This window comes from Sulfurimonas sp. ST-27 (genome assembly GCF_048081595.1).
GTDB lineage: Bacteria > Campylobacterota > Campylobacteria > Campylobacterales > Sulfurimonadaceae > Sulfurimonas > Sulfurimonas hydrogeniphila.
Map to the genome: position 1 here is coordinate 1239672 of NZ_CP182226.1, position 25886 is coordinate 1265557.

The window sequence follows — 25886 nt, forward strand, 5'->3', positions numbered from 1 at the left end:
TTCCTAAAGTTTGAAGCTTTCACCGAGGTAATGTGTACGGACATCTTCATTTTGTCCGATTTCATCACTGGTTCCCTGCGCAAGAAGCTCTCCCGATTTTATAACATAGACTCTGTCACAAACATCCAGTGTTTCACGCACATTATGGTCTGTTATCAATACACCTATGTCATATGATACAAGCTGATGTATCACTTTTTGTATATCCATAACGGCAATAGGATCAACTCCGGCAAAAGGTTCATCCAGCAACAAAAACTTTGGTTTGTTTACAAGCGCACGGGCAATTTCAACACGGCGACGTTCCCCGCCGCTGAGACTGATTCCCTTTCTGTATCGTATAGGCTCAATATTGAACATATCAAGCAGTTCCACAATGCGTGCTTCTTGTTCTGCTTTACCTTTTATACCGACTTCAGCCGCTATCATTAAATTGTCTTCAACACTCAAATCTTTAAAAATCGAAGCTTCCTGCGGTAAATAACCTATACCTTTGAGTGCTCTTTCATGTAAGGGCATCCCGATAAGATCTTCTCCGTCAAAATAGACTTTCCCCTCTGTTGCTTCTACCAAACCGCAAATCATATAAAAAGTGGTTGTCTTTCCTGCTCCGTTCGGTCCAAGCAGTCCTACAACCTCACCGCTGTTGACTTCAAGACTTATACTTTTTACTATTTCCAAATCTTTAATTTTCTTTTTTAAGTCTGTTGCTTTTAATGTGTGCATATTGTATACTCTCTTGCATCATCTGAAATTTTTTCTATCTCTATTGTCACTGTTTCAATGCCGGCAGAGACTAAAATATCCACCAATTCATCACTTCCCCACTCTATAAAATGCAGACCCGGTTTTTCCAACTCTTCAAGCATTCCCAAAGAGATAAAATGATCAAGCCCGTGATTGTAAATATCATAATGAAATAGTTTTTCCCCATAACATTGCTGCAGTGAAAAAGTAGGCGATGTCACATCTTCACTCAATCCGAGTTTTTTTGCTATATTTTTTACCAAAGTCGTTTTGCCTGCAGCCAAATCGCCTTTTAAAATAATAACACCTTCTTGTAGTTGACTCATAATTCTGTCTGCCAAAGAGTCTAACTCTTCCAGTCTATATGTATATGTTTTTTTCATAACTTGTTTGATGTTTCTATGATTTGTTTTAATTTTACTTTCGGTCTTGCTTTTGCAAGGGCTTCTCTTGCCATTTCCAGTCCATCTTGTATATCTCGGGCCAAATCTCCTACCATCAACGATGCTGCAGTATTTATAAGCACTATATCACGCTGGGCATCTGTTGCTTTTTCATCAAAAACAGCTCGTAAAATATTTGCATTTTTGAGTGCATCGCCACCCATTATGGCTTCTAGCGGTGCTTTTTTAATACCATACTCCTGCGGATCAATAATAAACTCTCGTGTCTTGCCGTCTTGCAGTAAAGCCGCATAGGTCACATCACTGATGCTTATTTCGTCCATTCCTTCGTTTGAGCTGACAACCAAAGCCGATGTAGCTCCGTTTATCTGAAGTGCTTCTGCCATTTTTGGTACAAAAGCTTTGTCAAATACACCCAGCATTGATTTTTTCACACCGGCAGGGTTTGTCAAAGGTCCGAGTATGTTAAATATGGTTTTATCAGGGATGCTTTTACGTACCGGTACGATGAATTTCATGGCCGGATGATGATTTTGTGCAAACATAAAAGTAAAACCTGTCTCTTCAAGAAGTTTTGCACTCTGCTCAATACTCAAGTCAAGCCGAACACCCAGTGCTTCAAACATATCGGCACTGCCGCTTTTTGAAGTGATAGAACGACTTCCGTGCTTTGCAACGGTTGCCCCGCAAGAAGCAGCAAGCAGCGCTACTGTTGAGGAGATGTTGAAACTGCCTATTTTGTCACCGCCTGTTCCGACAATATCAAGCGCATTTTCTCTGAGTTCATCAGAAACAGGCAAAGCAACGGCAAAACTGCGCATAACCTGTGCAGCAGCGGCAATCACTTCCACAGGAGTACTTGCATCAAGTCGTATACTGAGTAAAAACTCACGCATCTGTGCATCACTCATTTCATGTTGAAAAAGTGAAGTAAATTTGACTAAAGCTTCCTCATATGTCATGAAATCTCCTTTATATACTGATCTTGCAGAGATTTTGGCGTTGATTTTGTTGTAGGAATTTGCAGCACTTCATACTTTTTTGATTCATTAAGATAGTTTACAGTAATAATGCTGCCGACTTCCACATTTTTACTCGCCTTTGCAACCACACCGTTTATCTCTACTACTCCGTTACTAATCATATCCTGTGCAACAGAACGTCTTTTTGTAATATTTACCGAATTTAAAAATTTATCTATTCTCATTTTTTATCTTTATTGTTTTTTTACTCATTTATAGTTTGTTTATTGTAGACAAATCAAACTGAAAATAATGTAAGAGAAGAAAGAAGTTGGAACATTTTTTGCATTATTAATTATTTCGCATCAGTTTTTCAAAATCTTCGCTTAACAGCGGTTTGGAAAAAAGATATCCCTGATACAAATCACACTCTATTTTTTCCAAAAAGTCTCTTTGTTCCTGTGTTTCAACACCTTCGGCTACTGTTGTGAGATGCAGATTTTTTGAAATATCAATAATACTCTTCACTAAAGATGCCTGTTGCCTGTTGTCAAGTTCTGCTATAAAAGACTGATCTATTTTTAACTCAGTTACGGGAATATCACGGATATAGCTTAATGATGAATAACCCGTACCAAAATCATCTATAGAAAAATGGATATTATGTTTTTTGAGCGCATTGATTGTGACAATCAGTCTTTTTAAGTCCTGAGATGTACTCGTTTCAGTAATTTCAAAAATCAGTTTTGTATGAAAGCCGGACACATTGTACTGACGAAGAAGACGTTCAACTATAGAAATAAAATCTTTGTTTAAAAGCTGCCTTACACTAATGTTAATCGACATTTGATGCAGATGCATTCCGATACTTTCCCATCTTTGCAGAGTTTTTATAGCTTCTTCCAAAATATATTCTCCTAATTCTATAATATAACCGGTACTCTCAGCAACGCCGATAAACACTTCAGGACTCACCTGACCGAGTGTGGCACTTTTCCACCTTGCAAGCACTTCACAGCCGATAATTTTATTTTTACAGCTTATTTGGGGTTGGTATTGCAGATATATTTCATTTTTTTCTATGGCAAAATGCAGCAGTCTTTCTACATGTAATTTATTTTCTATAATTTTACACAGTGCATCATTAAATATGACAACATCATCTCTGTCCGCACTTTTAACTTCATACATTGCAATGTCTGCTTCTTTTAAAAAATCATGGGCATTGAGTTTTGGGTTGTTTATGATACTCACCCCTATACTTGCACTAATGTGAAGCGTGCTGTCTTCTATAAAATAGGTCTCTTTTATTGTGTGTAGAATTTTATTTGAAAATTCTTTTGCCTGCGCAAGGCATTTCTCTTTCGTCTCAAGTGCATCGCTTAAAATACAAAATTCATCTCCACCCAATCTGGCAACGATGTTACTGTATTTGTCAGCCAATTGTGTCAAACGCTCTGAAACTTCAACAAGAAGTTTATCTCCGACATCATGTCCAAGGGTATCGTTGATTGTTTTAAAATAATCCAAATCTATTAAAAGCAAATAGGTATATCTGTTTTTGTTCTCCCTAACAGAACTGTCCAGATACTCTATAAAATAACGTCTGTTTCCAAGTCCTGTCAAATAATCATGATATGCCTGAAACCTGCTTTTTAACAAATAGGCATGTGTATTTTTTGCAGCATATAAAAGAACCATACTCAACACAACAGTGAAAAATGCAAGAATATACGAATAAAGTTCTCCAATTGCTATGAAATAGACAACAAGCGGAAGCATTAAAAACGAAACTGTTGCTACTACCAGCTTTTTCTGTGAAGCTAAAATAGTTGCCGCGACTACCGCACTGCCGAGTTGTGTTGCAATAGCTATATAATGTGCACTGATAGCATCTTTTGAGATATAGTATAAAAACATTATTGTCCATAAGGAAAAATATATAAACATAAAATATTTTACTTTTTCAAGCCATCTGTCTTTTTGTGATATAGTCATCTTTCTCGAATAATTTCTATACAGCTTCCATCCCCAGACTGAAAGCAGTAAAAAAAGGACAAACCAAAGTATTTCGACAATAATTGAAGAGTAAAGATATCCCATGACTATATATCCGGGACCTGTTCCTAAAAACAATAAAATAACAACAAGTATCTGCTTATGCATAAAATTATAAAAACTAATATTATCATTCGTTGTCAAAACATATCTCTCTTTACAGGTTTCTTATCATTTTATCTAATAAAAGTGTATAATTCAAGAATGCTAACCTTTACACATCAAACTATGACACAAATCACAAAAGTATTACAAAATTACATCAATACAATGCAGGGAAAAGAGATAATTTCATTTCAAATACTTAATCCTGACATTGCGACTTCGTTGTATAACGGCACACGCATTACATGTAACGGACAAGAGTATATTTACCGTGGCTATAAAAGCTGGATTGATTTGGCACATTTGCTTAAATGCAGAATGCTGACACCGAAAATTGCTGATGAACACACCGTAATTATGCGTTATGAAAAACTTGATGAAGACAGCACCTTTCATAAAAACATCACAGACAAAGAAGAAAAATACGGAGAAAATTCCATTTTCGGAAAAATTCACAAAAATGAAGAGGCTTCTTTTATTTACAGTTACACACAGGCATTAAAAAATGTACACCTGAACAAAAGAAAACGTATTTTGAATCTCGGGGTCAACAGTGGAGACGAGTTTGAAGTTATCGCCTCTTTGGCAGACAACTTTGCAGAGCTTGACCTTGTCGGCATCGACTACTGCGAGTCTGCCGTAGACGCGGCAAAAAAGAAGTTTAAAAACTTTGCCAACATCTCTTTACATGTAGCCGATATCAACAGTCTCAATGCACTTGATTTGGGAAAATTTGACCTCATCATCAGTATAGGCACACTGCAAAGCTCAAATTTGGAGTTTAACAAAACACTCATGTCCATAGTCCAAAACCATCTCAAAAAAGAGGGAGCTATGATACTCGGTTTTCCAAACTGCCGCTGGATAGACGGGGAAATGATTTATGGGGCCAGAGTCAAAAACTATGCTTTTTCAGAAATGGGACTGCTTTACAAGGATGTCATCTTTGCAAAAAAATACCTGCAGCAAAAAAAGTTTCGCGTCACTGTTACGGGCAAAGACTATATATTTGTAACGGCTACATCCATTCGTAAAGATTAAGAAGCAAATCCTGATGCAAAGGTATCTTTTGCAACCACTATCTGTTTTTGCCGCTCTTTGCGTTTTGTATCTTTTTCTACAAAAATTTTCTTGCGTGTTTTAGGGTCCAGTTCAGTATAATACATTACAGCAGAATAGGTACCTGGAGTCGGAGTAAAGACCTGTGCCTGTTCAGGATTCATTTGCAACTCTTCTGTGGTAAAACGCTTCAACTCGTGCATGTCTTTCTCCTCACATCCCGGATGGGCTGCAATGAGATAATAGGTCAAAAACTGTTTCTTTCCAGACTCTTTGTTGAGTTTGTCGTAGAGTTTTTTAAAATCTATAAGCGTCTGTTTTCCCGGTTTTCCCATGAGTTCAAGTACATGCTGCTGCGTATGTTCCGGAGCTACTTTCATCTGTCCTGATATATGATGTTCTACCATCTCTTTGAGGTAACTGTATCCGTGCTGTTTATCCTCTGTAATCAAATCATATCGGACACCCGAAGCCACAAACGCTTTTCTCACACCCTCCACCTGACGAACCTGGCGTAAAAGATTTATGTTGCGGGAGTGGTCAACCTTCATCGACTTGCATAAATGGCTTGCATCAACACAACGCTGATGGTCACAGGTACCGAGTTTGAGCTTTTTATTGCACTCATATCCGTACATATTTGCCGTAGGACCGCCGACATCGGAAATAATGCCCTTATAGTCTTTGTATTTATTGAACTCTTTGGCTTCTGATAAAATATTGTTTTCCGAACGCGTTCTGATAGTTCTTCCCTGATGCACCCCTATGGCACAAAAGTTGCACTCTCCCCAACAGCCGTGATGCGTCATGATGGAAAACTTAATCGTCTCCAGACATTTCACTTTCCCTTCTTTGGCATAGTAAGGGTGCAGCTCTCTTGTAAAAGGCAGGTTGGAGTTTGCATCCATCTCCTCTTCATTCAGGTAGTCACAGGGAGGGTTTTGAATGAGATACCGGCTGTCTACCGGCTGACAGAGTCCTTTTGCCGCTATAGGGTCATTATTGTCATAAAAGAGATCAAAAAGGTCTATATATTTCTCTTTGTCATCCAAACACTCTTGGTGCGAAGGGAGCTGAATAAACTCATAAACCGGCTCTTTGGATATATAACAGATACCCCGTATATCTCTGTAATCCCTCTTTTCATCTATGGCACGGGTTAACTGTTCCAGTGCAATTTCCCCCATACCGTAAATCATCACATCCGCCTTAGAATCAAACAAAACAGGCTTTTTGAGTTTGTTGGACCAGTAATCATAATGACTTACACGTCGCAAAGAGGCTTCAATACCTCCCAAAACGATAGGCACAGTATTTTTAAAATAACGCCGTATCAGATTTGTATAAACCAAAACTGCTCTGTCTGGTCTTTTGTTGTTTTTTCCGCCCGGAGTATAATCATCGGAATTTCGAAACTTTTTGGTGGCTGTATAGTTTGAAACCATACTGTCGACGCTGCCACCACTGACACCCCAGTACAAACGAGGCTCACCCAAACGCATAATATCATCAGGTCTGTCAATGTCCGGCTGTCCTATCATTCCGACTCTGTATCCCATTCTCTCAAGCATACGCCCGACCATAGCAACACCGATAAAAGGAGAGTCTATATAGGCATCCCCGCTGACTAAAATAACATCACAATAATCCCAGCCTTTGGCATCCATTTCCGCCCGTGTTGTCGGCAGAAAATCTTTTTCGCTGAAAGTGACGGTATCTCTTTTTGGATTGTTGTGTTTGTTTTTATGTCGTCTGCTCAAAATATATAGCCCTTTAAAATCTGAAGTATTATACTAATAATACACTATTTACACAAAAGAAAAGATTATTGAATGTTAACATTGAGCTAATGTGCTTTAGTATATACTTTGCCTATGACAAAAATATTATTATTAGAAGATGATGAAGTATTATCTGAAACCTTAATTGAACTGTTGGAAAATGAAGCATTTGAAGTGTTACATGTAAAGGACGGGGAAGCGGCTCTTGATGCTACATTTGAAAACAGGTTTACACTGATGCTTTTGGATGTCAATGTCCCCTTGCTTAACGGATTTGAACTTTTAAAAAGTTTACGCCAAAGCGGTGACATGACACCAACCATTTTTCTTACTTCTTTAAGTGATGTCGCCTCTTTGGCAAACGGCTTTGATGTCGGTGCGGATGACTACATCAAAAAGCCTTTTGATTTTGATGAACTCCTCATACGCATACATGCTCTTTTGAAAAAAGCCTATCATACCTATCAAAATGAATTACGGGTCAATGACTTTCGCTTTGTAATCGACAAAGACGAACTTTACAATCAATCAAAATTCATACCGCTTTCTCCTTATGAACTGCAGATTACAAAGCTGTTTTTTCAAAACCTCAACAAAACAGTCCAAAAAGAGCTTATACTCGAAGCACTCAACGGGAACAAAGAGATGAGCGAGGGAGCCTTGCGTGTACACATTAACAAACTTCGCAAAATCGGCCTCCCAATTACAACGATAAAAGGGATAGGATACCGTCTTGCATCATCATGAAAAACTGGCATTTTTAAAATTTTTTCTTATTTACTTTATCAGCACTGCCCTGCTTATTTTAATTGCCGGATATTTTTATTTTCAACAGACAAAAAACCACTTTTTAAAAGAAGAGGAATTTTCACTTATTGAGTACGCCAGACATATTAAAATGGGTACTTCAATAGATGAATACAACAAAGATTTTCATCATGCTTTTGTCAAAGTACCCAAACATGTTGATATTAGAAATTTCACTATAGGAGAAAAAGAATTTTCCAAACTGCTGCCTATGAACAGGCGTGGAAAATATCTACAAGTATTTAAGTCAAAACACAGCTTTGATCAAAGATTATCCAACTTCAAAAAAAAAGTTCTGTCCATACAGTTTGTATTGCTTCTTATTTTTGCATATATTAGCTACAAGCTTGCAAAAAATGCTTTAAAGCCTTTACGCGAAAGTATCATAACTCTTGATAAATTTGCAAAAGATTTAATTCATGACTTAAATACGCCTGTCACCTCTATGCAACTCAATATGAAACTCATCGAAAAAATTCCGCAATTACAAAATACAAAAGCACTAATAAGGTTAAAAAAGAGTATCAACAATATTTCAGAACTCCATGAAAACCTAACAATACTGCTTCAGGAAGAAACTTTTCAGATACAAAATCAAAATATATGCCCTATTATTCAAGAAGTTGTTGAAATCCAAAAAGCCCTTTATCCCCATATCGCTTTTCACATTCAATGCAACATACTCAAAGCAAAAATAAATAAACAGGCTATGAAGCAAATTCTGCAAAACATTATTTCAAATGCCTGTAAATACAACAGTTCCAATGGATATATAAAGATTTATAACAATAAGAATGCTTTATATATAGAAGACAACGGCAAAGGAATCAAAGAACCGGAAAAAATATTTGAACGCTCCTACAGTGATGAAAACAGCAGTGGTCTCGGGCTTGATATCGTAAAAAGACTGGCATATGCTATGGATATAAAAATAGTTGTGCAAAAAAACGAGCCTGCAGGCACGCGCTTTGTTTTAACTCTGCCTTAAGAACTTGTATATCCTAAAACATATTCCAGTTCATATATGTTATTGACAATATACTCAAAATCACTGTAATTTTCCTCATCTGAGACTATCAGCAGTTCATCACCGATTTGCAGATTCATTCTTGCATCAGGCATCAAGTATATGTTATCCCCTCTTTTGAGCAGCAAAAAAACTACATGTAACATCTCATTTCTGTCAGCACGGGATCTTCTTAAATCTGCAAGGCTTATATTTTCACCTTTTTCAAGCCTTAATGTCAGCGCATACGCATTTGCATCATTCAGTACAGTTTCAAAGTACATTGGATTCATCCCTGTGATATTATTAAGCATATAGACAATGATTCTTGCCCATTCATCATCTTTTTTGCGTGCTTCTTGTATAAACAGGTCAGCCAGAGGTCTTGCTATATAGCTGTATGTTGCATCAGCCAGTATCTTCTCTACAATATATATTTTATTGATTTTAGATGCCTGAAATATATTTAAATCGTCTAAGGAATTTTCACGGGCCATTGTAAATATTTTCGGATTCAACTGTTTCGCCTTGTTTAAAATAGTAAGGTTCAGCAAATCATTTTGTGTTGCGGCTATGATGCAGGCACTCTCTTTGACACCGAGTTCAATCAGTCTGTGTATATCTTCATCATCCCCGAAAATGGTTGTATTTTTCTCTTCTATGTAGCGCTGTGAATCAAAATCTTCAATCACATACTCTATACCGGCCTTTTGCAATCCTTCTTGAATCGCTTTGCCCATTCTTCCTTTACCGTATATAATGTATTTTCCAAGAGGGAACTGGTCTCTTTTTTTCAGTTTGAGTATGTGTCCGTACATCCACATCTCCAAAAGCCAAATATAGGGTGCTGTTATACCATAGTAGATGCGTTTTGATATAATATCAAAAGGATTTTTCACATGTTTCAAATTCATACTTCGAAAGTGTTCAAGCTGAGCCTTTGAAGTCGCCTTGACAATAATATCAATTTTTTTATTGAGCAGTTTGCTGATGGTGGCTATTTTTGAATTTACCATATCATCTTCAAAAAGAGAGATTATACCTGCACAGTTTTTTTGATGGATTCCGGCAATTTTAAGCATTTTTTGATTTGTTGCATCGCCTACAAATCCAGGAACATTTGGATAAAAATTTTCCAATATCAACTCGTCTATCTTCTCTTCGTCTTTATCTAAAACAACGAGCCTGTAGTCATGTCCGTTGAGTCTGTCAATAATACTTTTTGTTATCCCGTTATATCCGAGAATAATATAAAAGGGTTTGTTTATATTTCTTACATGATTTCTGAACGAGTTCCTGTTTAATGCTTTTTTCAGTGCCTCATCCTGTATCAGAGAAACTATCGCTCCTATCCCGTAAAACCATCCTATCACTGTAAAATAGATAGAAAAACTCACCCACATCCGCTGTTCGTAGTTGAAAGTATACGGAGCCTCTCCAAAACCGATAGTACTTGCCATATAGGTCACAAAATAAAAGGCATCAAAAAAAGTCATCTGATAAGGGTCGCCGTTGTTGTCTGTCCCCTGAATCAGCACTAACCCGAGTATGGATATGGCAAAAGTAATGATAATGACCAAAAAAGGTGTCCTTAACCTTTTAAGAACAATCCATACAATCTGTTCATTCATATCTTGCTATCTTTTGGATTTGAGTGTATCGCCGACAAAAAGTATAACCGAGACTATATTTGCCAGGAGTGCTCCGCCTGAGAGCGAGACAATCGCTGTTGCGGCCTCTATATTCACATCACCAATTACATATATTGCAAAAGCCCAGACAGTCGCAGATGCGATAAGCTGAATATCTGCTACAATACTTGTTGCCAGTAAAACCGCCCCCAGCTGTGTTCTGTCCCCAAGTTTGAGTACTGTGGCTATCAGGTTGACAATAATCGCGGCAAAAAGCTCGTAAGAACTGTGCTGTTCAAGTACTGTAGGCTCTCCGTAAAAAAAACCGAAATTGACCGTCATGGCCAAGATAAAAAATGACCCGGATATAATTTTATGCATATTCATTGCTTTATTCTCCAAAATAAAAAAGACACCTAAGCGTGCTTCTAAAATTCTACTCTTATTAAAATTAATTGTATATTTAATCACTCTACATTTTACATTAAAGAAATACTCTGTATAATAAAATAACAAATAAAGATAAAAGATGAACTATGACAGATATTACCTACCCTTATGAAAATATGCAGGACTACACACTGCCAAGTTTGCTAAAACGGTCAGTTGAGCTGTACGGACCGAAAAAAGTATTGTCTAAAGTTGACCAGGACCCTATGAGCTATGAAGAGTTACATGAAAATGTACATGCCATGATCAAACTTTTAAAGAAAAACGGTGTCAGAAAAGGCGATAAAGTTGCCCTGCTGAGTGAAAATATGTCTAACTGGGCTGTTGCATATTTTTCTGTTACCTATTTTGGCGGTGTCATCGTTCCCATACTTCCTGATTTTCATCCCTCTGATGTCCAGCACATTATCAGACACTCTGAGGCAAAAGCTGTTTTTGTATCACAAAAGCATCTTCAAACCATAGAAGAGCTGGATAATTCCAATATGAAGTTTGTTATAAAACTTGATGATTTAACACGCATAGATGAGTTAACAAATCACAGTTACATCGCAAAACTGACACAGAAAATGGCTTCCAAAGAACTTCCAAGACCAAAAGAAGATGATATGGCGGCGCTTTTGTATACATCAGGCACAACAGGACACTCAAAAGGGGTGATGCTCTCACACAAAAACCTTGTTACCAATGCAATGAGTGCCTATAAAAACGTAACTATTTTACCCGAAGATACTTTTCTTTCCATTCTACCTTTGGCACATACTCTCGAATGTACTGTCGGTATGATACTGCCGATTTTACATGGTGCGGACATTGTATATCTCGACAAAGCACCCACTCCAAATGTCCTTATAAAAGCCTTTGCCAGCGTCAGACCGACTATGATGCTCAGTGTGCCTCTAATCATAGAAAAAATATACAAAAATAAAGTATTGCCAAAATTTACCGGTTCGTTTATTATAAAAACACTCTACTCCATCCCTTTTATACGCAAACTGCTCAATAAAGTTGCCGGAAAAAAACTAATCGAAACATTCGGAGGCCGGATCAAATTTTTCGGTATAGGCGGTGCAGCACTCTCTCCCTATGTGGAAAAATTTTTGGCAGAAGCCAACTTTCCATACATTGTAGGCTATGGACTCACCGAAACATCTCCACTTATAGCGGGAGGAAGAATCGGCTACCCGATCAAGATTGGCTCTACCGGCTTGCCGATGGTCGGAGTCGAAGTGCAGATAAAAGATCCCAACCCGCAAAACGGTGAAGGGGAGATTATAACCAGATCACCCAGTGTAATGATAGGCTATTACAAAGATGAAGAGCAGACAAAAGAGGTTATCAAAGACGGCTGGTTTTATACCGGAGACTTGGGTTACATAGATGAAGACGGGTATCTCTTTATCAGCGGAAGAAGTAAAAATGTCATTATCGGTCCCGGTGGAGAAAACATATATCCAGAACAGATAGAGGCTATCATCAATCAACATGAGGCGGTTCTTGATTCCCTTGTGATGGAAAAAGACGGAAAACTCGTTGCAAGAGTACACCTGGACTATGAACTTATAGATAAAATGTTTAATGCTCATAATATGCCGGAAAATGAAGTCAGAGAAAAAATTGCAGATTACCTGGAAAATATGAGAATAGAGGTCAATGCACAGTTGGCCTCATTTTCAAAAATTCAGAAATTTATAGAACAGATTGAGCCTTTTGTAAAAACACCGACAAAAAAGATAAAAAGATATCTTTATACAGAATAGACAATAACGCAAAAGGAAAATATCATAGAAAATTTTAAAAAGGTTCTGCACAAAGATGAATCGGTTTTGGTACGGGCAGAAATATCAAAAACGTTTTATTTGCCTATGATAAAACTCTATGCCCTGGGATCTCTTCTGCTGTTTATAGGATATGAGTACGAAATAGGTGTGATTGGTATTGTTTTAATGATTCGCACTTTTTTTGTCCATCTGGATGAAATAAAAGAAAAAAAATCCTACAACTGTCTGCTCACACAAAAAAGGCTTATTATTCTCAAGGGCCGGGTACAAAAAGAGATTTTTCCGATTAACCTTGAAGAGATCAGAACTATCTATATTAAGCCTTTCAGTAAAAGATTTGGCAAAATAATTGATGTTGGAACACTGGAAGTAATCACGACATCCGGCGGCAGGTATGTTATAAGCAATATAAAACAGCCCTACCTCTATCACCGCGCCATCATCGGTGATATTGTCAGTGCGACGCACTATTCAAACAAGTCTAAAAAGAGTTAAAACTGAGGCTGCACAAAAGGCACTACCTGCTTTTTACGGCTCAGTACGCCATCGAGCCATGCTTTATGGTCTTGGAGTTTAATGTCAAATGCTTTTTCTATTTTTGACTCATCATCACTCACAACCAAAAGTTTTGAGCCCTCTTTCATAATGTCTGTCAAAAGAATCAAAACAGTATGCAGTCCGCCCTCTTCTTTCATCTTTTTCATATCTTCAAGCAGTTCCTCTTCACGAGGTTCCAAGACTGAAATATCGACCATTTCAAGCTGCCCGATACCGACTTTTGTGCCGTTCATATTAAACTCTTTATAATCCCGTGTATTTAAATCACGGGCACTTGCACCGTCAACAGCAGATTTAACTATAAACATCTCCATCGCCAGTTTTTTATAGTCTGTTACTCCGGCAATTTCTGCTAGTTCTTTGACCGCTTTGGTATCGACTTTGGTACATGTAGGAGATTTAAATATAACCGTATCACTTAAAATTGCCATCATCATTAAACCTGCAATCTCTTTTGGTACTTCCACACCGTAACATCTGTACATTTCATAAATTACCGTGTTAGAACACCCAATCGGTCGAATCCATGCTTCAAGAGGCGTATCCGTAGTCAAATCACCCAGTTTATGGTGGTCGGCAATACCTATTATAGTTGCTTCGTCAATATCGTCCTGAAAATGTGCTTTGTCGGTAGAATCAACTATAAAAACTCTCTCACCTGCCACTGATGTTTTGAGCATAGGCAGAGTACCGCCGAAGGTATCTAAAATAAATTCAGTTTCTGCGGTAATCTCACCCTGACGGGCAGGAATATACTCTTCCTTTTCAACTTGGTTTTTTAAATAAGATAATGAGATAGCACCAACAATAGAGTCACTATCGGGATTTTTGTGTCCAAAAACATATACTGACATTTTAAGCCTTTATTTTTTTCGAATTATACTGTAAATTTACAAAAATAATAATCTTAAAAATACTTTTATTAAGATTATCAATCAAAATTTAATAAGATATTATATGATGTTGTTATATAATAGATTACGCAAAACGATATCAAGGTTAATGAATGAATATTCTTTTAGTTGAAGACGATATGGAACTAGCAGCAATACTTACAAAAGGTTTACAAGAGGAAGGGATTTGCGTTGATAGTGTAGTATTAATAGATGAAGCCAGCTCATATATTCAAATGAAAAATTATGATGTTATTGTTCTTGATAAAATACTGCCAGATGGAGATGGAAGCTCTTTTTGCTATGAACTCCGAAAAAATGAAAATAACACTCCTCTATTGATGCTTAGTGCAAGTAGTACATGTGACGATATTGTTGATGGACTCAATAAGGGAGCAGATGATTATCTCACAAAGCCTTTTCGTTTCATAGAACTTGTGGCTCGAGTCCGTGCACTCTCAAAACGCTCAACTAACATGAAAAGTCATATCTTAAAAGTAAGAGACTTGACGCTCAACATTATGTCAAGAGAACTAAAAAAAGGAGATAAAATTATAGAATTAAGAAACAATGAATTTAATCTTCTTCTGCTACTAATGAAAAGAAAAAACAGTGTCGTCTCAAAAACCGAGATTATCGATTATATATGGAATATGGAAAACTTTATAGACCCAAATCTTTTGAATGTTACTATTTATAATCTCAGAAAAAAAATAGAAAGTTCTAAAGATACAAAAATCATACACACGGTAAGAGGTATTGGTTATAAAATTGTTGAGTAGACTTTTGAGATATAAAAAAGTTCTTTTTTTACTAACACTGCTTTTAGTTCATATAGTTTTTTTAGAAAATTTGAACTCTTTAGAGCCATATATAAAATACTACATTATATTTAATATTTTTACCATTCTTTACTTTCTCTGGCTAAAAATAAAACTAGTGCATCTCAATAGTTATATAACAGATACTATTATCAGTATTGAAAAAGAGATTTTACATGATAATATCCAACCTCTTTGTATACCTAAAAACATTCAAGAGATTAAACAGTTTGTAGAAGAGGTAAATAAAATAATCTTTTATTTGAATCAAAAAAATAAAGTTGCACAATCATTTAATGCAAATATGGCACATGAGCTAAAAACACCTCTTGCTGAGCTTAAAGCTAAGCTAGAATACTCTCTTTACTACACAGCACTTCAAGATAATCTTGCAACAGAGTTGCGAGCATTTATACAAAAAATAACTAGTCTTGAAAACATAGTCTCTCAAATGCTCTATGTCTCAAATAACAATATAAAAAAACTCAACAACTCTATGCAACGGGTTTTACTCAATGATATCCTCTACTCTATATTGGACACAAAAAAAAGTGAGATAGAAGCTAAACACCTCAAAACAGATATAGAGATCAATCAAGCAATCTCAATGCACGGACATGAAAAACTACTTCAACATGCTATTGGAAATATTATTGATAATGCAATAAAATATTCATTACCAAACAAAAGGATAAAAATTATCCTTAGAAAAAAGAAAAACTTTATTTTTCTTGCAATAATTGATTACGGCATAGGAATAGATAAAAAAGAACTCAAGTTAATTTTTCATCCTTACTATAGAGGTGAAAATGCTTTTTCAAATAGTGATGGGTATGGACTTGGACTTAGCTTGGCAACTTGGATCTTTGAACTTCACAGTGCCTCTATAAAAATTCGAAGCAAAAAAGGCAAAGGAACCTTTGTAGGAGTCAAGTTTTACACTAGTTAAAACTCTATTGCAATGCCAAGTCCAAAGAAGTCTTCAGACTCTCTATTGAGTCCTAATCCTCCGTTTATATCAAGTTGAATATTCTCTTGCAGTAAATATGTAAAACCTCCATCGACTACTTTTTCCGTAGGTATTATTGATGAAGATGGTATGATGGAATAGAGTTCAATAAAACTGGCAAACTTCTCTGTATGGCTAAAAGTAATCCCAGTTGCAGGTTGAAAATCATAGATTCGTTTTTCATCCCTGTAAGTACTCGATTGAAATGTTCCAAAAAATGAGATAGTTTCATTCAGTGTATAATCCCACAAAAGTCCAATGAGTGGTGAAATATTTTCTGTTTTAAAGCTGCTCTGCGTATCTGTCGGCAATGTTACGAGTGTCATAAATGTAAAATTATATTTCTCATTTTTAATGAGGCTATATTTTCCACCTATGGTTATATCAGATGTAGGGCTCTCCTTAAAATCTTTTGTAGTACTCCATCCATCCCATAAAAAATCAAATTCAATATCTTCTGTAACCCCTGTACGAAGTTCAAAAAGAGGAAAATCTTGAGTATTGTTTTTCGATGAAAGTGTGTCAAAAGTGTAATTGTATCCCATCTCAATATTAAACTTTCCAGGTTTCACTGTATATGTTCCTGTACTAAAACCTGGTCTATCAGCAATAATTTCTGCCTGCATATTGACAGATATAAATGCTACCAAAGCAGTACCTAAAAAGATTTTTTTCATACTTCAACTCCTAATATAATGTTCTAGTTGACTTGATACATCCGCATGTCCTAGATAAATGTTTGTTGTATTCTCTTTTTTTAACTTTTGGAGATGTTTATATGCTTGTATCTTCTTCTCATCATTAAAATATATAAACATATTACGAGAGAAAATAATGTCAAATTTTCCAAGCTTAGTAAGATTTGTTTCAAATATATTGGCAATATGAAATTCTACAAACTTTTTAACATCTTCTTTTACATAAAAACTATTATTTTTCTTTGTAAAGTATTTTTCTATAATATCTTGTTTGACTCTATGAAGTGAACGTTCATTATAGATCCCCTCTTTTGCTTTGTGTATAACATTTTTGTCAATATCAACTCCGACAACAATAAAATTACTTATATTCATCTCTAATGCAGTAATGACTATGCTATAAACTTCCTCTCCTGTTGAAGATGGGAGAGATAAAATATGTAATTTCTTATGAGTGTTTTTATAATTTTCTAAAGCTTCTTGAATCTGTTTATGCTCACGAAAAAAGTAGGTTTCATTAATCGTAATGAGGGTTATAAACTCTTCAAAATTAAATGTACTCTCTTGAATATGTTCAAGAAGTTTAGAAAAAGAGGCTATATTATTATTTTTACAATAATCAACTATTTTTTGTTCAATAAGAGGTTTGTTTTCATCTAAAATTATTCCTGATTGCTTCTCAATGTATATATAAAGTTCTTTTTTAGCACTTCTATTTACTTCGACACTATTAGTCTCGTGAGAATACTCAAGAGAGTTTAAAGCTTTTTTTCTAAAAAAATTAAACATTTTGAAGATATTTGGCTATATTGTCAATATGCATGATTTCAATGTTTTGATTTTGCTCATATGCTGCTTTTGGCATTCCATAAACTTTAGCACTCTCACTGCTTTCAGCTATGCACAATGCCCCTTTTTTATAAAGTAAATCCATCCCTTTTGATCCATCATCACCTATACCTGTTAAAATTACAGCTGTAACTCCATACTGAGGCAAACATGCAAGTGCAGACTCAAAAAGAGCATCAATGCTTGGTGTATAGAGTGTTTCGTTATCTAAAGAGTCTAAATAGATAGAATCTGATTGGATTGAGAACTTTGAACTTGTTTTACAAATATAGATAGAAGATGGTTCAACCTTTGTTTTATCTTCTGCAAGGTATAAAGGTAGCGTGGAAACATTTGAGAGTTCTGTAGCAAAACTCTCCATGACATTACTGTTCATATGCTGAGCTATTATAAATGATGCTGTAGTCTTTTTATCTAGTTTTTGGACTATTTTTTTAATATGTCCCGGTCCACCTGTTGATGCTCCAATGAGTACTAGCTTGTGCATTTTCTAACTTTTAAAACTGCTAAGTTGAGCATTTAATTTTTCAATGATATCATTTTGATGCTCAGCTGCTGCAGCAATCTCTTCAACACTTCTTGCATTAGTGATAGATACATCATTGAGCTTTTCCATATTTTTAGAGATATCAACAACTCTGTTTTTGAGTTTATCTACAGCTAAAGAGCTCTCCTGTGCCATTGATTTTGATTTTTCTATAGCATCCATAACACTGTCTATGCTCTCTTCTACATCACCTGCCTGTTCAGCTGCTTGAGCTATCTCTTTTGCGTTTTCTTGCATATTATCGCTTGATTCATCAACTGATTGTACAACAACATTGATGGTGGCATTTATCTCTGTAAGACTTTTTTGGGTTCTCTCTGCAAGCTTTCTTACTTCATCAGCTACCACAGCAAAACCTCGTCCATGCTCTCCTGCTCGTGCTGCTTCAATGGCTGCATTGAGTGAGAGCAGATTTGTCTGTTCAGCTATATCGCCTATGAGTTCAAGTATGCTTTTTACATCATTGGTACTCTCTTTAAGCTCTTGCATCTTCAGTGCAAGTTCTTCCTCTTTTACACTGGAGTCTTTTACGGTACTAATAAGGGCATTTATTTTTTCTGTAGTTTGGCTTAATGCTTCAAAAGAGTTTTGTGAGATCTTTTGCATCTCTTGAACTGTATCATCAACAAACTCTGCTTCTTGTGTTGTTTGATCTGTATCGTTGTTGATAGATTTTACAAGAGTAGCTTCATCTTCTACCCGTTTGCCAATCTCTAAAGATGTAGCAGAGAGTTCGTTTGATATTGATGAGGCTTCATTACTGACTGTTTTAGCTTCACTTATGGCATTTTGAACCTTCTCAATAAATTGATTAATATATTTGGCAACATTAGCCAATTCATTTTTACCTTCAATATGGATTCTCTTTGTTAAATCACCATCTCCAGAAGCTAAATTTTTTGCAGCATTCGCTATCTGCATAAGGTTTCTACTAATAGTAGTAGATACAAAAAGCATAAAGACAATAACACCTAAACCTATAGCTATAAAAAGAGTAATCAACTGTATTTGAAGATTGTGAGCGAGTTTTTCTTTCTCCTTTTTTTGATCTTTTCTTAAGGCTACAAGAGCTTTTTGTGCCTCTTTTGCTTCTTTTTTCATCTGCTTATTTACCTGAAGTGACTCCTCACGCAGCTCACTAAAAGTATAAAAAGCTTTTTTATATTCACTTAAAGCTTTCAGGATATCATCTATCATCTTTTTATTTTTTGGACTATCTAAAATATCTTTTATATGTAAAGAGAGCTTTTCAAGATTTCTGATGTATTCCTCTACTTGGTCTTGATACTTTATATCTTTACGGCGAAGGTAGTTTTTCTCTGCTATTCGCATAAACAAAAGCTCTTTTACTATTTTGTTTGCTAAAGATGCCTCTTCTATCTCATCTGCTATAACTCGTACATCTTTTGAGGTGCGTATGACTTTATCTCGCTGTCTTTTTTTAATATCTCTTACTTTTGAAGCAATTATCTCAACATCTTTCGCCTCTTGTATCATTTTTGCTTCCTCTACCAAAGAAGCATCTCGAAGTTTTTGAAACTTTTCAAATAGGCTTAAGTACTGCTCTATGTTTGTTATAACATCTTGAACAAGTTGCTTGTTTTGTGGATCTTTAAAACTCTTCTTTAAAGCATTTGCTTCTTGTAAACTCTCTTGCACAAGTTTTTGAAGCTCATTTGCATAGTTTGCATCTTTTCTTTGTATATAGTTTTTTTCGTTTATTCTTGCTTCAAGCATCTCTTTGACGATTTTGTTGGAGATGGAAGCTTTTTGACTTTTATCTTCAAGTTTGTCCAAATTTGAATCAATAGCAAAATAGAGATAGATAAATGCAAGGGAGATAACGACAGGAACAATGAGGAGTTGTTGTTTAATAGTAATGTTTTTCAACATATAAGCACCTTTGTTTAAAGTTATCTAATACTAGCAAACCGATATGAATTTATGATGATTTAAATATGAAATATATTTCATATTTAATCTAAAAGTCTCTCAAATGACTCCTTTGTCATTGGTTTGTAAAAATAGTAGCCTTGAATTTTTACACTGTTGTGTTTTGTGACACTTTTGAGTGTTGCAGCATCTTCAACTCCCTCTATAACAATAGTAAGATGCAGTGTTTTTGCCAAATAGACAATCCCTTCAAGCAGTTCTTGTGCTCTTACATCATCTAAAAGATTATCAACAAATTTTTTATCTATTTTTATAGTATTGATTGGATAGTCTTTAATGTAAGACAATGAAGAGTACCCTGTCCCAAAATCATCCAAAGAAAACTTAAAGCCTAACTTTTTAATAAGTTCCATAGTGCTAAAAATAAGATCATTGTTTTGAGCAAAAACACTCTCTGTGATCTCAAAGTAGATTTTTTGAGGGTTGATTGATGGATACTTCTGTAATACTCTTTTTAAAAATGGGATAAAGTTTTCATCATAAAACTGTAAGATGGAAAGGTTTATGGAGACTACATTTTTAAATCCTCTTCGCTCTATCATCTCAAAAACCTCTTCTATAATCATATAAGTAACATCAAGAATCATCCCATTACTTTCAAGTTTGGCTATAAACTTAGCAGGGGAGATTATTTCTCCATCTCTCTCCCATCGTAGTAGTGTCTCAACGCCGTAGAGTGCTTCTGTTTTTGGCTCGACTATAGGCTGGAAATATACTCGAAATTCTTTGTTTTGTACAGCATCTCTTAGTTGAATATCTAACAATGTTTCAGATTCTTGTTTTTCATACATTTTTTTATTAAAATAGATGTATTTTGCTTTTCCTGAATTTTTTGCAGCATACATCGCAACATCAGCATATGAGAGTATCTTTTCCCTTGATTCATTTTGGTGGTCTGAGACATATATACCGATAGATATGGAGGTAAAGATAGTATGCTGGTCTATATAGATGGGTTTTTGCATAGTATCTAAAATTTTATTTGCGATATTGCCAGGTACTGTTGGATTTTTGATATTTTGAAGCAGTATAGCAAACTCATCACCACCAAGTCGTGCAAGTATATCGTTGGAGCGAATATGTGTTTTCATCCTTTTTGCAATAATCTCTAAAAGTTTATCTCCCGTTGTATGTCCATAAGTGTCGTTAATATTTTTAAAATTATCAACATCAATAAACATCACTGCAAAGAGTTCATTACTCTTAAGACATTTGCTTATACACTTCTCTATCTCCTCTTGAAACATTTTTCGATTTGGCAGATTTGTTAGTTTATCATAATTTATTAAAATTGAAAGTTCCTGGAAAGTAGTTTGTAGCATTGCTATACTGTTGTTAAGCATCTGGGACATTTTTCCTAATTCATCTTCTGATGTAACACGAATACGCTTAGAAAAATCTTCATGAGAAATGGTAGCAAGTACGTCATTTATCTGCTTAATTGGTTCTATAATAGAATTCATGAGCATTTTTGCAAAAAAACCACTTAAACCCACTATAACTAAAATAATAAGCTGAATTATAATAACTTGCTTACTGAAAATCTCATCAGAGTGTTGGTGTCTCAGTTTTGCTCTTTGTATCTGGTATTCTGAGAGTTCATTGAGTGCTTCTCTTGCTTGACGAAACTCAAAAATAGCCTCTTTGTAGAGAATTGGCTCAAGCTCATTTTCACTTTTTTTTAAAAGATATGGATAGATTTTTTCATAAATAATGGAAAGATATTCGTGAAAATTTACTTTAAATTTTTCAAGTTCTAAAAGTTCTTCATTTGAAAGTCTTGTATTATCATAGCTATCTAACTCTTCTTCAATTCTTTTTACTTGCTGAGATATGATTTCTTGGTGATGTATAATTTCTAAAGGATCTTTAGCATCAAGAAGTCGTAAACTTCTATCTCGAATCCTATAAAGAGCCCCCTTAAGGTGTGATATGTTTTCTAAAGGGATCACTTCTTGAGTATAAATATTACTTACTCGTTTATTTATCTGAGAAGATTGCCATAAACTCCATTCTCCAACTATAAATATAAGAAATATCAAACCTCCAAGAGTTACATAGAGTCTAGTTTTAAGTTGAACTTTTCCAAACATTGTTTCACATCCTCCAATAAAGTAGTCACTTTTAATACTTTAACATATGAATGTGAAATTATTATTATTTTTTCAATGTAACTTTAACTCTTTTTCAAGATATTCACCGGTGTAAGAGCCTGTTTTTTTATGGTTCTTTGCCAACACTTCCGGAGAACCTTCCGCTATTATGAGTCCCCCGCCGCTGCCGCCTTCAGGACCCATATCTAAAATATAATCGGCATTTTTTATCATATCAAGATTATGCTCAATGATGAGCATAGAGTTACCGAGTTCGACAAACTTATGCAGTACATTTGTCAATCTGTCAACGTCGGCAAAATGCAAACCTGTTGTCGGTTCATCCAGAATATAAAGTGTTTTTCCTGTATCTTTACGGCTGAGCTCTTTTGAGAGTTTGATTCTCTGCGCTTCTCCGCCTGAGAGCGTTACGGCATTTTGACCCAAAGTTATATAGCCAAGTCCTACATCTACAAGTGTTTTCATTTTTTGGTGTATCTTAGGAATAGGTTTAAAAAACTCAAAAGCCTCATCCACACTCATGGCAAGCACATCGGCGATGGTTTTGCCTTTGTAAAATACTTCCAAAGTCTGCTGGTTATAGCGTTTTCCGCCACAGGCATCGCATTTGACCATAATATCGGGCAAAAAGTGCATTTCTATCTTGTTTTCACCCTCACCCTGACACTTCTCACAGCGTCCGCCTTTGACATTAAAAGAAAATCTTGATGCCGTATATCCGCGAACCTGACTCTCTTTTGTCTGGGCAAATAGGTTGCGGATTTCATCCATCACACCGGTATAGGTTGCCGGATTACTCCTCGGTGTGCGTCCTATTGGACTTTGATCAAGATATATCACTTTATCAACATGCTCTAATCCGTTTATTTCTACACCTGCTACTTTATTGACTTTTCTGGCATGATTTAACAACTCTCTTGCCGTCGGAAGAAGTGTCTGAAGCATCAGAGAACTTTTTCCGCTGCCGCTGACTCCTGTGATGCAGACAAAGTTGTTGAGCGGAATTTTAGCACTCAGGTTTTCAATATTGTTAATAGTGACATTTTTGATTTCTATCCATTTTTCCTGCGGACGTCTGTAAAAATACTCAATTTTTTTACGTCCGTAGAGGTAGTCAGCCGTAAGTGTTTTTGCTTTTTTCAGTTTCTCGAGTGTACCGCTGAAAACAACTTCTCCGCCGAATTTTCCCGCACCGCTTCCTATGTCTACTATAAAGTCTGCATTTTCTATGGTCTCTCTGTCATGCTCAACCACGATAACGGTGTTTCCTTTTTCCTGCAGGCTTCTGAGTGTTCGGATAAGTTTCAAGGTGTCTCTTTCATGAAGTCCTATACTCGGCTCATCCAACACATACATGACACCTGTAAGTCCCGAACCGATTTGTGAAGCTATTCGTATGCGTTGTGCTTCTCCTCCGCTTATGGTTCTGGCATCACGACCCAAAGTAATGTAGCCAAGTCCTACATCATAAAGAAAGAAAAGTCGTTCTTTGATTTCGTTTAAAATAGGCTCTGCTATCATTCTTGACTGTCTGTCGAAATAGGAAAAGTTCTCATCATTGGCAAAAAATTCATAGGTTTTGGCAATCGGCATTTCGAGAAGCTGTGCTATTTTTGTATCAGCCACTTTCACTGCCAAAGATTCGCGTTTGAGCCTGTGCCCGCCACAGACATCACAGACCTTTTCACTCATATAGTCTGCAAGTTCTTTTTCGTCTTTAAGCATATCATAGGCTATACGGATAATACCCGGGAATATTCTTTTTACTTTATGGTTTTTCCACAAAAACTCTACTTCATCTATATTACCGTGTAAAATCGCTTTTTGCTGGTGCAATGGCAATTCAGAATACGGTACGGTAACGTCAATGTCATTATGTGCACAAAAACCCTTTAAAAAGGTAAAATAGTAACCTTTGTTAAAACCGTAAACAATTTTAACAGCACCTTTTTCAATACTCAGATCACTGTCAATAATCTTGTCAATATCAAGTGCATAACGTATGCCAAGACCGTCACATTCAGAACAGGCGCCTTTTGGAGAGTTAAAAGAGAAGCTCAAAGGTTCAAGCGGTTCAAAGCTTATTTTACAGTCAAAACAGGCGTTATGTTCCGAATAGTGAATATGCTGAGGGCAGCCGAGTTCTTCATAGTTGAGTATTTCCACTTCCAGTTCGCCGTAGCTTTCTTTGAGCGCTTTTTCCACATCTGATGCGATTCGTTCTTTGTTCTCTTCTTTGACAATCACTCTGTCAACAACTACTTTAATCGTATGCTTTTTTGTTTTTGAGAGTTCTATCTCTTCATCCAGACGTACCATAACACCGTCAATCTGAGCACGGACATAGCCTTTATGCACAAGTGACTCAATCAGGTCTGCGTAGGCACCTTTGTTCTCTCTTACAAGCGGTGCCATCAGGACAAGTTTTGCTCCCTCAGGCAGCTTTGCAACTTCGCCAATTATATCCGAAGCCGACATTTGAGAAATCTTTTTGCCGCATTTATGACAGTACTGAATACCGACACGGGCATACAGCAGTCGAAAATAATCATATATTTCCGTAATTGTTCCGACAGTTGAACGCGGATTTTTTGAGGTTGTTTTTTGATCTATGGCTATAGCAGGTGTGAGCCCCTCTATTTTGTCAACATCAGGCTTGCCTACACGGTCTAAAAACTGTCTTGCATACGAAGAGAGTGATTCCATGTAGCGGCGCTGACCCTCTGCATAGAGCGTATCAAAAGCCAGAGTAGACTTCCCGCTTCCACTGAGTCCAGTCATCACAATCAATTCATTTTTAGGAATTGTCAAATTGATATTTTTTAAATTGTTTTCGCGCGCGCCGGTGATTTTAATTACATCTTTTTTTTTCATTTATACCTCAAAAAATTCTATAGAGCAAATATATTACAATAATCAGATAAAGAACAGTTAAGAGTTTTTTTTGCAGAGATACATTTAAGATATGATGCTTTAAATGTATGCCTGCATACACACCTGCCAATGATGCCAACCCTATAATGATTCCACTTGTATAATCAACATGCCCGTGCAGTGTATACGATATCAACCCCGAAACAGATGAAAAAACAACAAAGAACAGTCCTGCTGATGTAGCTTTTTTCAAAGGTACATGTAAAAACCCAACAAGGATAGGGACAAGAATCAGACTCCCGCCTACCCCTATGGACATGCTTATTGCCCCTATGACAAAACCTGTGACAAAAAGCACTGCCTTGTTTACTTTCTTTTCGTGTTTATAGTCATGTATTTTCATAAAAAGGCGAATAAGTGCAAATGCAGCAAATGCCAAAAAGACCATTTCCAATGTCTGGTCACTGAAACTTGCCGTAATATTACCGCTTAAAAGGGCACCGGTAAAACCGCCAAGTCCAATAATAACAACCATCAGGACATCAAGTGTTCCTTTTTTATTATTCAGATAGCTGCCGTAAACAGAACTGAAAACCATCTGAATAACCGAAATACCTATGGCAATTTTTGTTTCATATCCAAGCAATAGCAGCAGTGGCACCAGAATTGTTCCACCGCCTATTCCAAAAAGCCCGGACAGCAAACCGACAAAAGTACCAAGCAAGATTAATTCAATCATTATTATCCATAACTTTTTTGGAATTATACCCCAATATAAA

At 36.1% G+C, this 25886-nt stretch carries 23 protein-coding genes; 7 read left to right on the top strand and 16 right to left on the bottom strand.

Annotated elements, in window-relative coordinates:
* Positions 1-3: 3 nt before the first annotated feature.
* The 5 genes from lptB to ACM66U_RS06625 form a co-directional block, all read right to left on the bottom strand.
* Positions 4-726: an LPS export ABC transporter ATP-binding protein gene (lptB, locus tag ACM66U_RS06605; protein WP_151900221.1), complete on the bottom strand. Its 723-nt coding sequence runs from the start codon at positions 724-726 to the stop codon at positions 4-6.
* Positions 714-1130, bottom strand: coding sequence for a tRNA (adenosine(37)-N6)-threonylcarbamoyltransferase complex ATPase subunit type 1 TsaE (gene tsaE / locus ACM66U_RS06610; protein WP_151900220.1), 417 nt, complete (start codon positions 1128-1130; stop codon positions 714-716). Before tsaE ends, lptB begins: the two co-directional genes overlap by 13 nt.
* Positions 1127-2113 carry an anthranilate phosphoribosyltransferase gene (gene trpD, locus ACM66U_RS06615; RefSeq protein WP_151900219.1) on the bottom strand — a complete coding sequence of 329 codons (987 nt, stop codon included), beginning with the start codon at positions 2111-2113 and terminating at the stop codon, positions 1127-1129. The genes tsaE and trpD overlap by 4 nt, the downstream gene beginning before the upstream one ends.
* The gene (locus ACM66U_RS06620) at positions 2110-2358 is read right to left on the bottom strand and encodes an RNA-binding S4 domain-containing protein (RefSeq protein ID WP_151900218.1); all 249 of its coding nucleotides are present in this window, start codon (positions 2356-2358) and stop codon (positions 2110-2112) included. Before ACM66U_RS06620 ends, trpD begins: the two co-directional genes overlap by 4 nt.
* 106 nt (positions 2359-2464) lie before the next feature.
* Positions 2465-4315: a GGDEF domain-containing phosphodiesterase gene (locus ACM66U_RS06625; protein ID WP_230973319.1), complete on the bottom strand. Its 1851-nt coding sequence runs from the start codon at positions 4313-4315 to the stop codon at positions 2465-2467.
* Positions 4316-4375: 60 nt separating this feature from the next.
* On the opposite strand from ACM66U_RS06625, the gene ACM66U_RS06630 reads away from it, so the two are divergent.
* Entirely contained in the window at positions 4376-5317 is a 942-nt protein-coding gene (locus tag ACM66U_RS06630) for a class I SAM-dependent methyltransferase (protein ID WP_151900217.1), read from the top strand.
* Here the strand turns inward: ACM66U_RS06630 and ACM66U_RS06635 are convergent.
* Positions 5314-7002, bottom strand: a complete 1689-nt coding sequence (locus tag ACM66U_RS06635) for a YgiQ family radical SAM protein (protein ID WP_418641406.1) — start codon at positions 7000-7002, stop codon at positions 5314-5316. The two genes, ACM66U_RS06630 and ACM66U_RS06635, sit on opposite strands and share 4 nt — an antisense overlap.
* Positions 7003-7209: 207 nt before the next feature.
* Here ACM66U_RS06635 and ACM66U_RS06640 point away from each other — a divergent pair, with 207 nt between their 5' ends.
* Both ACM66U_RS06640 and ACM66U_RS06645 read left to right on the top strand, forming a co-directional pair.
* Positions 7210-7863, top strand: a complete 654-nt coding sequence (locus ACM66U_RS06640) for a response regulator (protein ID WP_418640371.1) — start codon at positions 7210-7212, stop codon at positions 7861-7863.
* On the top strand, positions 7850-8911 hold the full coding sequence (locus ACM66U_RS06645; RefSeq protein WP_418640372.1) for a sensor histidine kinase: 1062 nt from the start codon (positions 7850-7852) through the stop codon (positions 8909-8911). Before ACM66U_RS06640 ends, ACM66U_RS06645 begins: the two co-directional genes overlap by 14 nt.
* On the opposite strand, the gene ACM66U_RS06650 is transcribed toward ACM66U_RS06645, so the two are convergent.
* Positions 8908-10560, bottom strand: coding sequence for an NAD-binding protein (locus tag ACM66U_RS06650; RefSeq protein WP_151900214.1), 1653 nt, complete (start codon positions 10558-10560; stop codon positions 8908-8910). The two genes, ACM66U_RS06645 and ACM66U_RS06650, sit on opposite strands and share 4 nt — an antisense overlap.
* Before the next feature lie 6 nt (positions 10561-10566).
* Positions 10567-10947, bottom strand: coding sequence for a DUF6394 family protein (locus ACM66U_RS06655; protein WP_151900213.1), 381 nt, complete (start codon positions 10945-10947; stop codon positions 10567-10569).
* Between the two features lie 149 nt (positions 10948-11096).
* Between ACM66U_RS06655 and ACM66U_RS06660 the strand changes: the two genes are divergently transcribed.
* Both ACM66U_RS06660 and ACM66U_RS06665 read left to right on the top strand, forming a co-directional pair.
* Complete coding sequence (locus ACM66U_RS06660; protein ID WP_418640373.1) at positions 11097-12770, top strand: AMP-binding protein; 1674 nt, start codon at positions 11097-11099, stop codon at positions 12768-12770.
* A gap of 105 nt (positions 12771-12875) precedes the next feature.
* Positions 12876-13286 carry a hypothetical protein gene (locus ACM66U_RS06665; RefSeq protein WP_230973317.1) on the top strand — a complete coding sequence of 137 codons (411 nt, stop codon included), beginning with the start codon at positions 12876-12878 and terminating at the stop codon, positions 13284-13286.
* On the opposite strand, the gene ACM66U_RS06670 is transcribed toward ACM66U_RS06665, so the two are convergent.
* Positions 13283-14203, bottom strand: coding sequence for a manganese-dependent inorganic pyrophosphatase (locus tag ACM66U_RS06670; RefSeq protein ID WP_418640374.1), 921 nt, complete (start codon positions 14201-14203; stop codon positions 13283-13285). The two genes, ACM66U_RS06665 and ACM66U_RS06670, sit on opposite strands and share 4 nt — an antisense overlap.
* Before the next feature lie 152 nt (positions 14204-14355).
* On the opposite strand from ACM66U_RS06670, the gene ACM66U_RS06675 reads away from it, so the two are divergent.
* A complete protein-coding gene (locus tag ACM66U_RS06675) occupies positions 14356-15024 on the top strand; it encodes a response regulator transcription factor (RefSeq protein WP_418640375.1) in 669 nt (222 codons plus the stop codon).
* 157 nt (positions 15025-15181) lie between these two features.
* A complete protein-coding gene (locus ACM66U_RS06680; RefSeq protein ID WP_418640376.1) occupies positions 15182-16012 on the top strand; it encodes a sensor histidine kinase in 831 nt (276 codons plus the stop codon).
* Here ACM66U_RS06680 and ACM66U_RS06685 read toward each other — a convergent pair.
* The 7 genes from ACM66U_RS06685 to ACM66U_RS06715 all read right to left on the bottom strand — a co-directional run bounded on the left by ACM66U_RS06685 (position 16009) and on the right by ACM66U_RS06715 (position 25846).
* On the bottom strand, positions 16009-16749 hold the full coding sequence (locus ACM66U_RS06685) for a transporter (RefSeq protein ID WP_418640377.1): 741 nt from the start codon (positions 16747-16749) through the stop codon (positions 16009-16011). The genes ACM66U_RS06680 and ACM66U_RS06685 overlap by 4 nt on opposite strands.
* Before the next feature lie 3 nt (positions 16750-16752).
* Complete coding sequence (locus tag ACM66U_RS06690) at positions 16753-17559, bottom strand: CheR family methyltransferase (protein WP_418640378.1); 807 nt, start codon at positions 17557-17559, stop codon at positions 16753-16755.
* A complete protein-coding gene (locus tag ACM66U_RS06695; RefSeq protein WP_418640379.1) occupies positions 17552-18106 on the bottom strand; it encodes a chemotaxis protein CheB in 555 nt (184 codons plus the stop codon). Before ACM66U_RS06695 ends, ACM66U_RS06690 begins: the two co-directional genes overlap by 8 nt.
* A 3-nt stretch (positions 18107-18109) precedes the next feature.
* Positions 18110-20059, bottom strand: a complete 1950-nt coding sequence (locus tag ACM66U_RS06700; protein ID WP_418640380.1) for a methyl-accepting chemotaxis protein — start codon at positions 20057-20059, stop codon at positions 18110-18112.
* Positions 20060-20142: 83 nt separating this feature from the next.
* Positions 20143-22212, bottom strand: a complete 2070-nt coding sequence (locus ACM66U_RS06705) for an EAL domain-containing protein (RefSeq protein WP_151900204.1) — start codon at positions 22210-22212, stop codon at positions 20143-20145.
* Between the two features lie 72 nt (positions 22213-22284).
* The gene (gene uvrA / locus ACM66U_RS06710) at positions 22285-25107 is read right to left on the bottom strand and encodes an excinuclease ABC subunit UvrA (protein ID WP_418640381.1); all 2823 of its coding nucleotides are present in this window, start codon (positions 25105-25107) and stop codon (positions 22285-22287) included.
* Positions 25108-25114: 7 nt separating this feature from the next.
* Positions 25115-25846 carry a sulfite exporter TauE/SafE family protein gene (locus tag ACM66U_RS06715; RefSeq protein ID WP_418640382.1) on the bottom strand — a complete coding sequence of 244 codons (732 nt, stop codon included), beginning with the start codon at positions 25844-25846 and terminating at the stop codon, positions 25115-25117.
* Between the last annotated feature and the right edge of the window lie 40 nt (positions 25847-25886).

Bases quoted from the DNA above. Each gene is read 5' to 3' on its own strand.
- lptB (WP_151900221.1), bottom strand. From the start codon at position 726: ATGCACACATTAAAAGCAACAGACTTAAAAAAGAAAATTAAAGATTTG.
- tsaE (WP_151900220.1), bottom strand. From the start codon at position 1,130: ATGAAAAAAACATATACATATAGACTGGAAGAGTTAGACTCTTTGGCA.
- trpD (WP_151900219.1), bottom strand. From the start codon at position 2,113: ATGACATATGAGGAAGCTTTAGTCAAATTTACTTCACTTTTTCAACAT.
- ACM66U_RS06620 (WP_151900218.1), bottom strand. From the start codon at position 2,358: ATGAGAATAGATAAATTTTTAAATTCGGTAAATATTACAAAAAGACGT.
- ACM66U_RS06630 (WP_151900217.1), top strand. From the start codon at position 4,376: ATGCTAACCTTTACACATCAAACTATGACACAAATCACAAAAGTATTA.
- ACM66U_RS06635 (WP_418641406.1), bottom strand. From the start codon at position 7,002: ATGGATGCCAAAGGCTGGGATTATTGTGATGTTATTTTAGTCAGCGGG.
- ACM66U_RS06640 (WP_418640371.1), top strand. From the start codon at position 7,210: ATGACAAAAATATTATTATTAGAAGATGATGAAGTATTATCTGAAACC.
- ACM66U_RS06650 (WP_151900214.1), bottom strand. From the start codon at position 10,560: ATGAATGAACAGATTGTATGGATTGTTCTTAAAAGGTTAAGGACACCT.
- ACM66U_RS06655 (WP_151900213.1), bottom strand. From the start codon at position 10,947: ATGAATATGCATAAAATTATATCCGGGTCATTTTTTATCTTGGCCATG.
- ACM66U_RS06660 (WP_418640373.1), top strand. From the start codon at position 11,097: ATGACAGATATTACCTACCCTTATGAAAATATGCAGGACTACACACTG.
- ACM66U_RS06665 (WP_230973317.1), top strand. From the start codon at position 12,876: ATGATAAAACTCTATGCCCTGGGATCTCTTCTGCTGTTTATAGGATAT.
- ACM66U_RS06670 (WP_418640374.1), bottom strand. From the start codon at position 14,203: ATGTCAGTATATGTTTTTGGACACAAAAATCCCGATAGTGACTCTATT.
- ACM66U_RS06675 (WP_418640375.1), top strand. From the start codon at position 14,356: ATGAATATTCTTTTAGTTGAAGACGATATGGAACTAGCAGCAATACTT.
- ACM66U_RS06685 (WP_418640377.1), bottom strand. From the start codon at position 16,749: ATGAAAAAAATCTTTTTAGGTACTGCTTTGGTAGCATTTATATCTGTC.
- ACM66U_RS06690 (WP_418640378.1), bottom strand. From the start codon at position 17,559: ATGTTTAATTTTTTTAGAAAAAAAGCTTTAAACTCTCTTGAGTATTCT.
- ACM66U_RS06695 (WP_418640379.1), bottom strand. From the start codon at position 18,106: ATGCACAAGCTAGTACTCATTGGAGCATCAACAGGTGGACCGGGACAT.
- ACM66U_RS06700 (WP_418640380.1), bottom strand. From the start codon at position 20,059: ATGTTGAAAAACATTACTATTAAACAACAACTCCTCATTGTTCCTGTC.
- ACM66U_RS06705 (WP_151900204.1), bottom strand. From the start codon at position 22,212: ATGTTTGGAAAAGTTCAACTTAAAACTAGACTCTATGTAACTCTTGGA.
- uvrA (WP_418640381.1), bottom strand. From the start codon at position 25,107: ATGAAAAAAAAAGATGTAATTAAAATCACCGGCGCGCGCGAAAACAAT.
- ACM66U_RS06715 (WP_418640382.1), bottom strand. From the start codon at position 25,846: ATGATTGAATTAATCTTGCTTGGTACTTTTGTCGGTTTGCTGTCCGGG.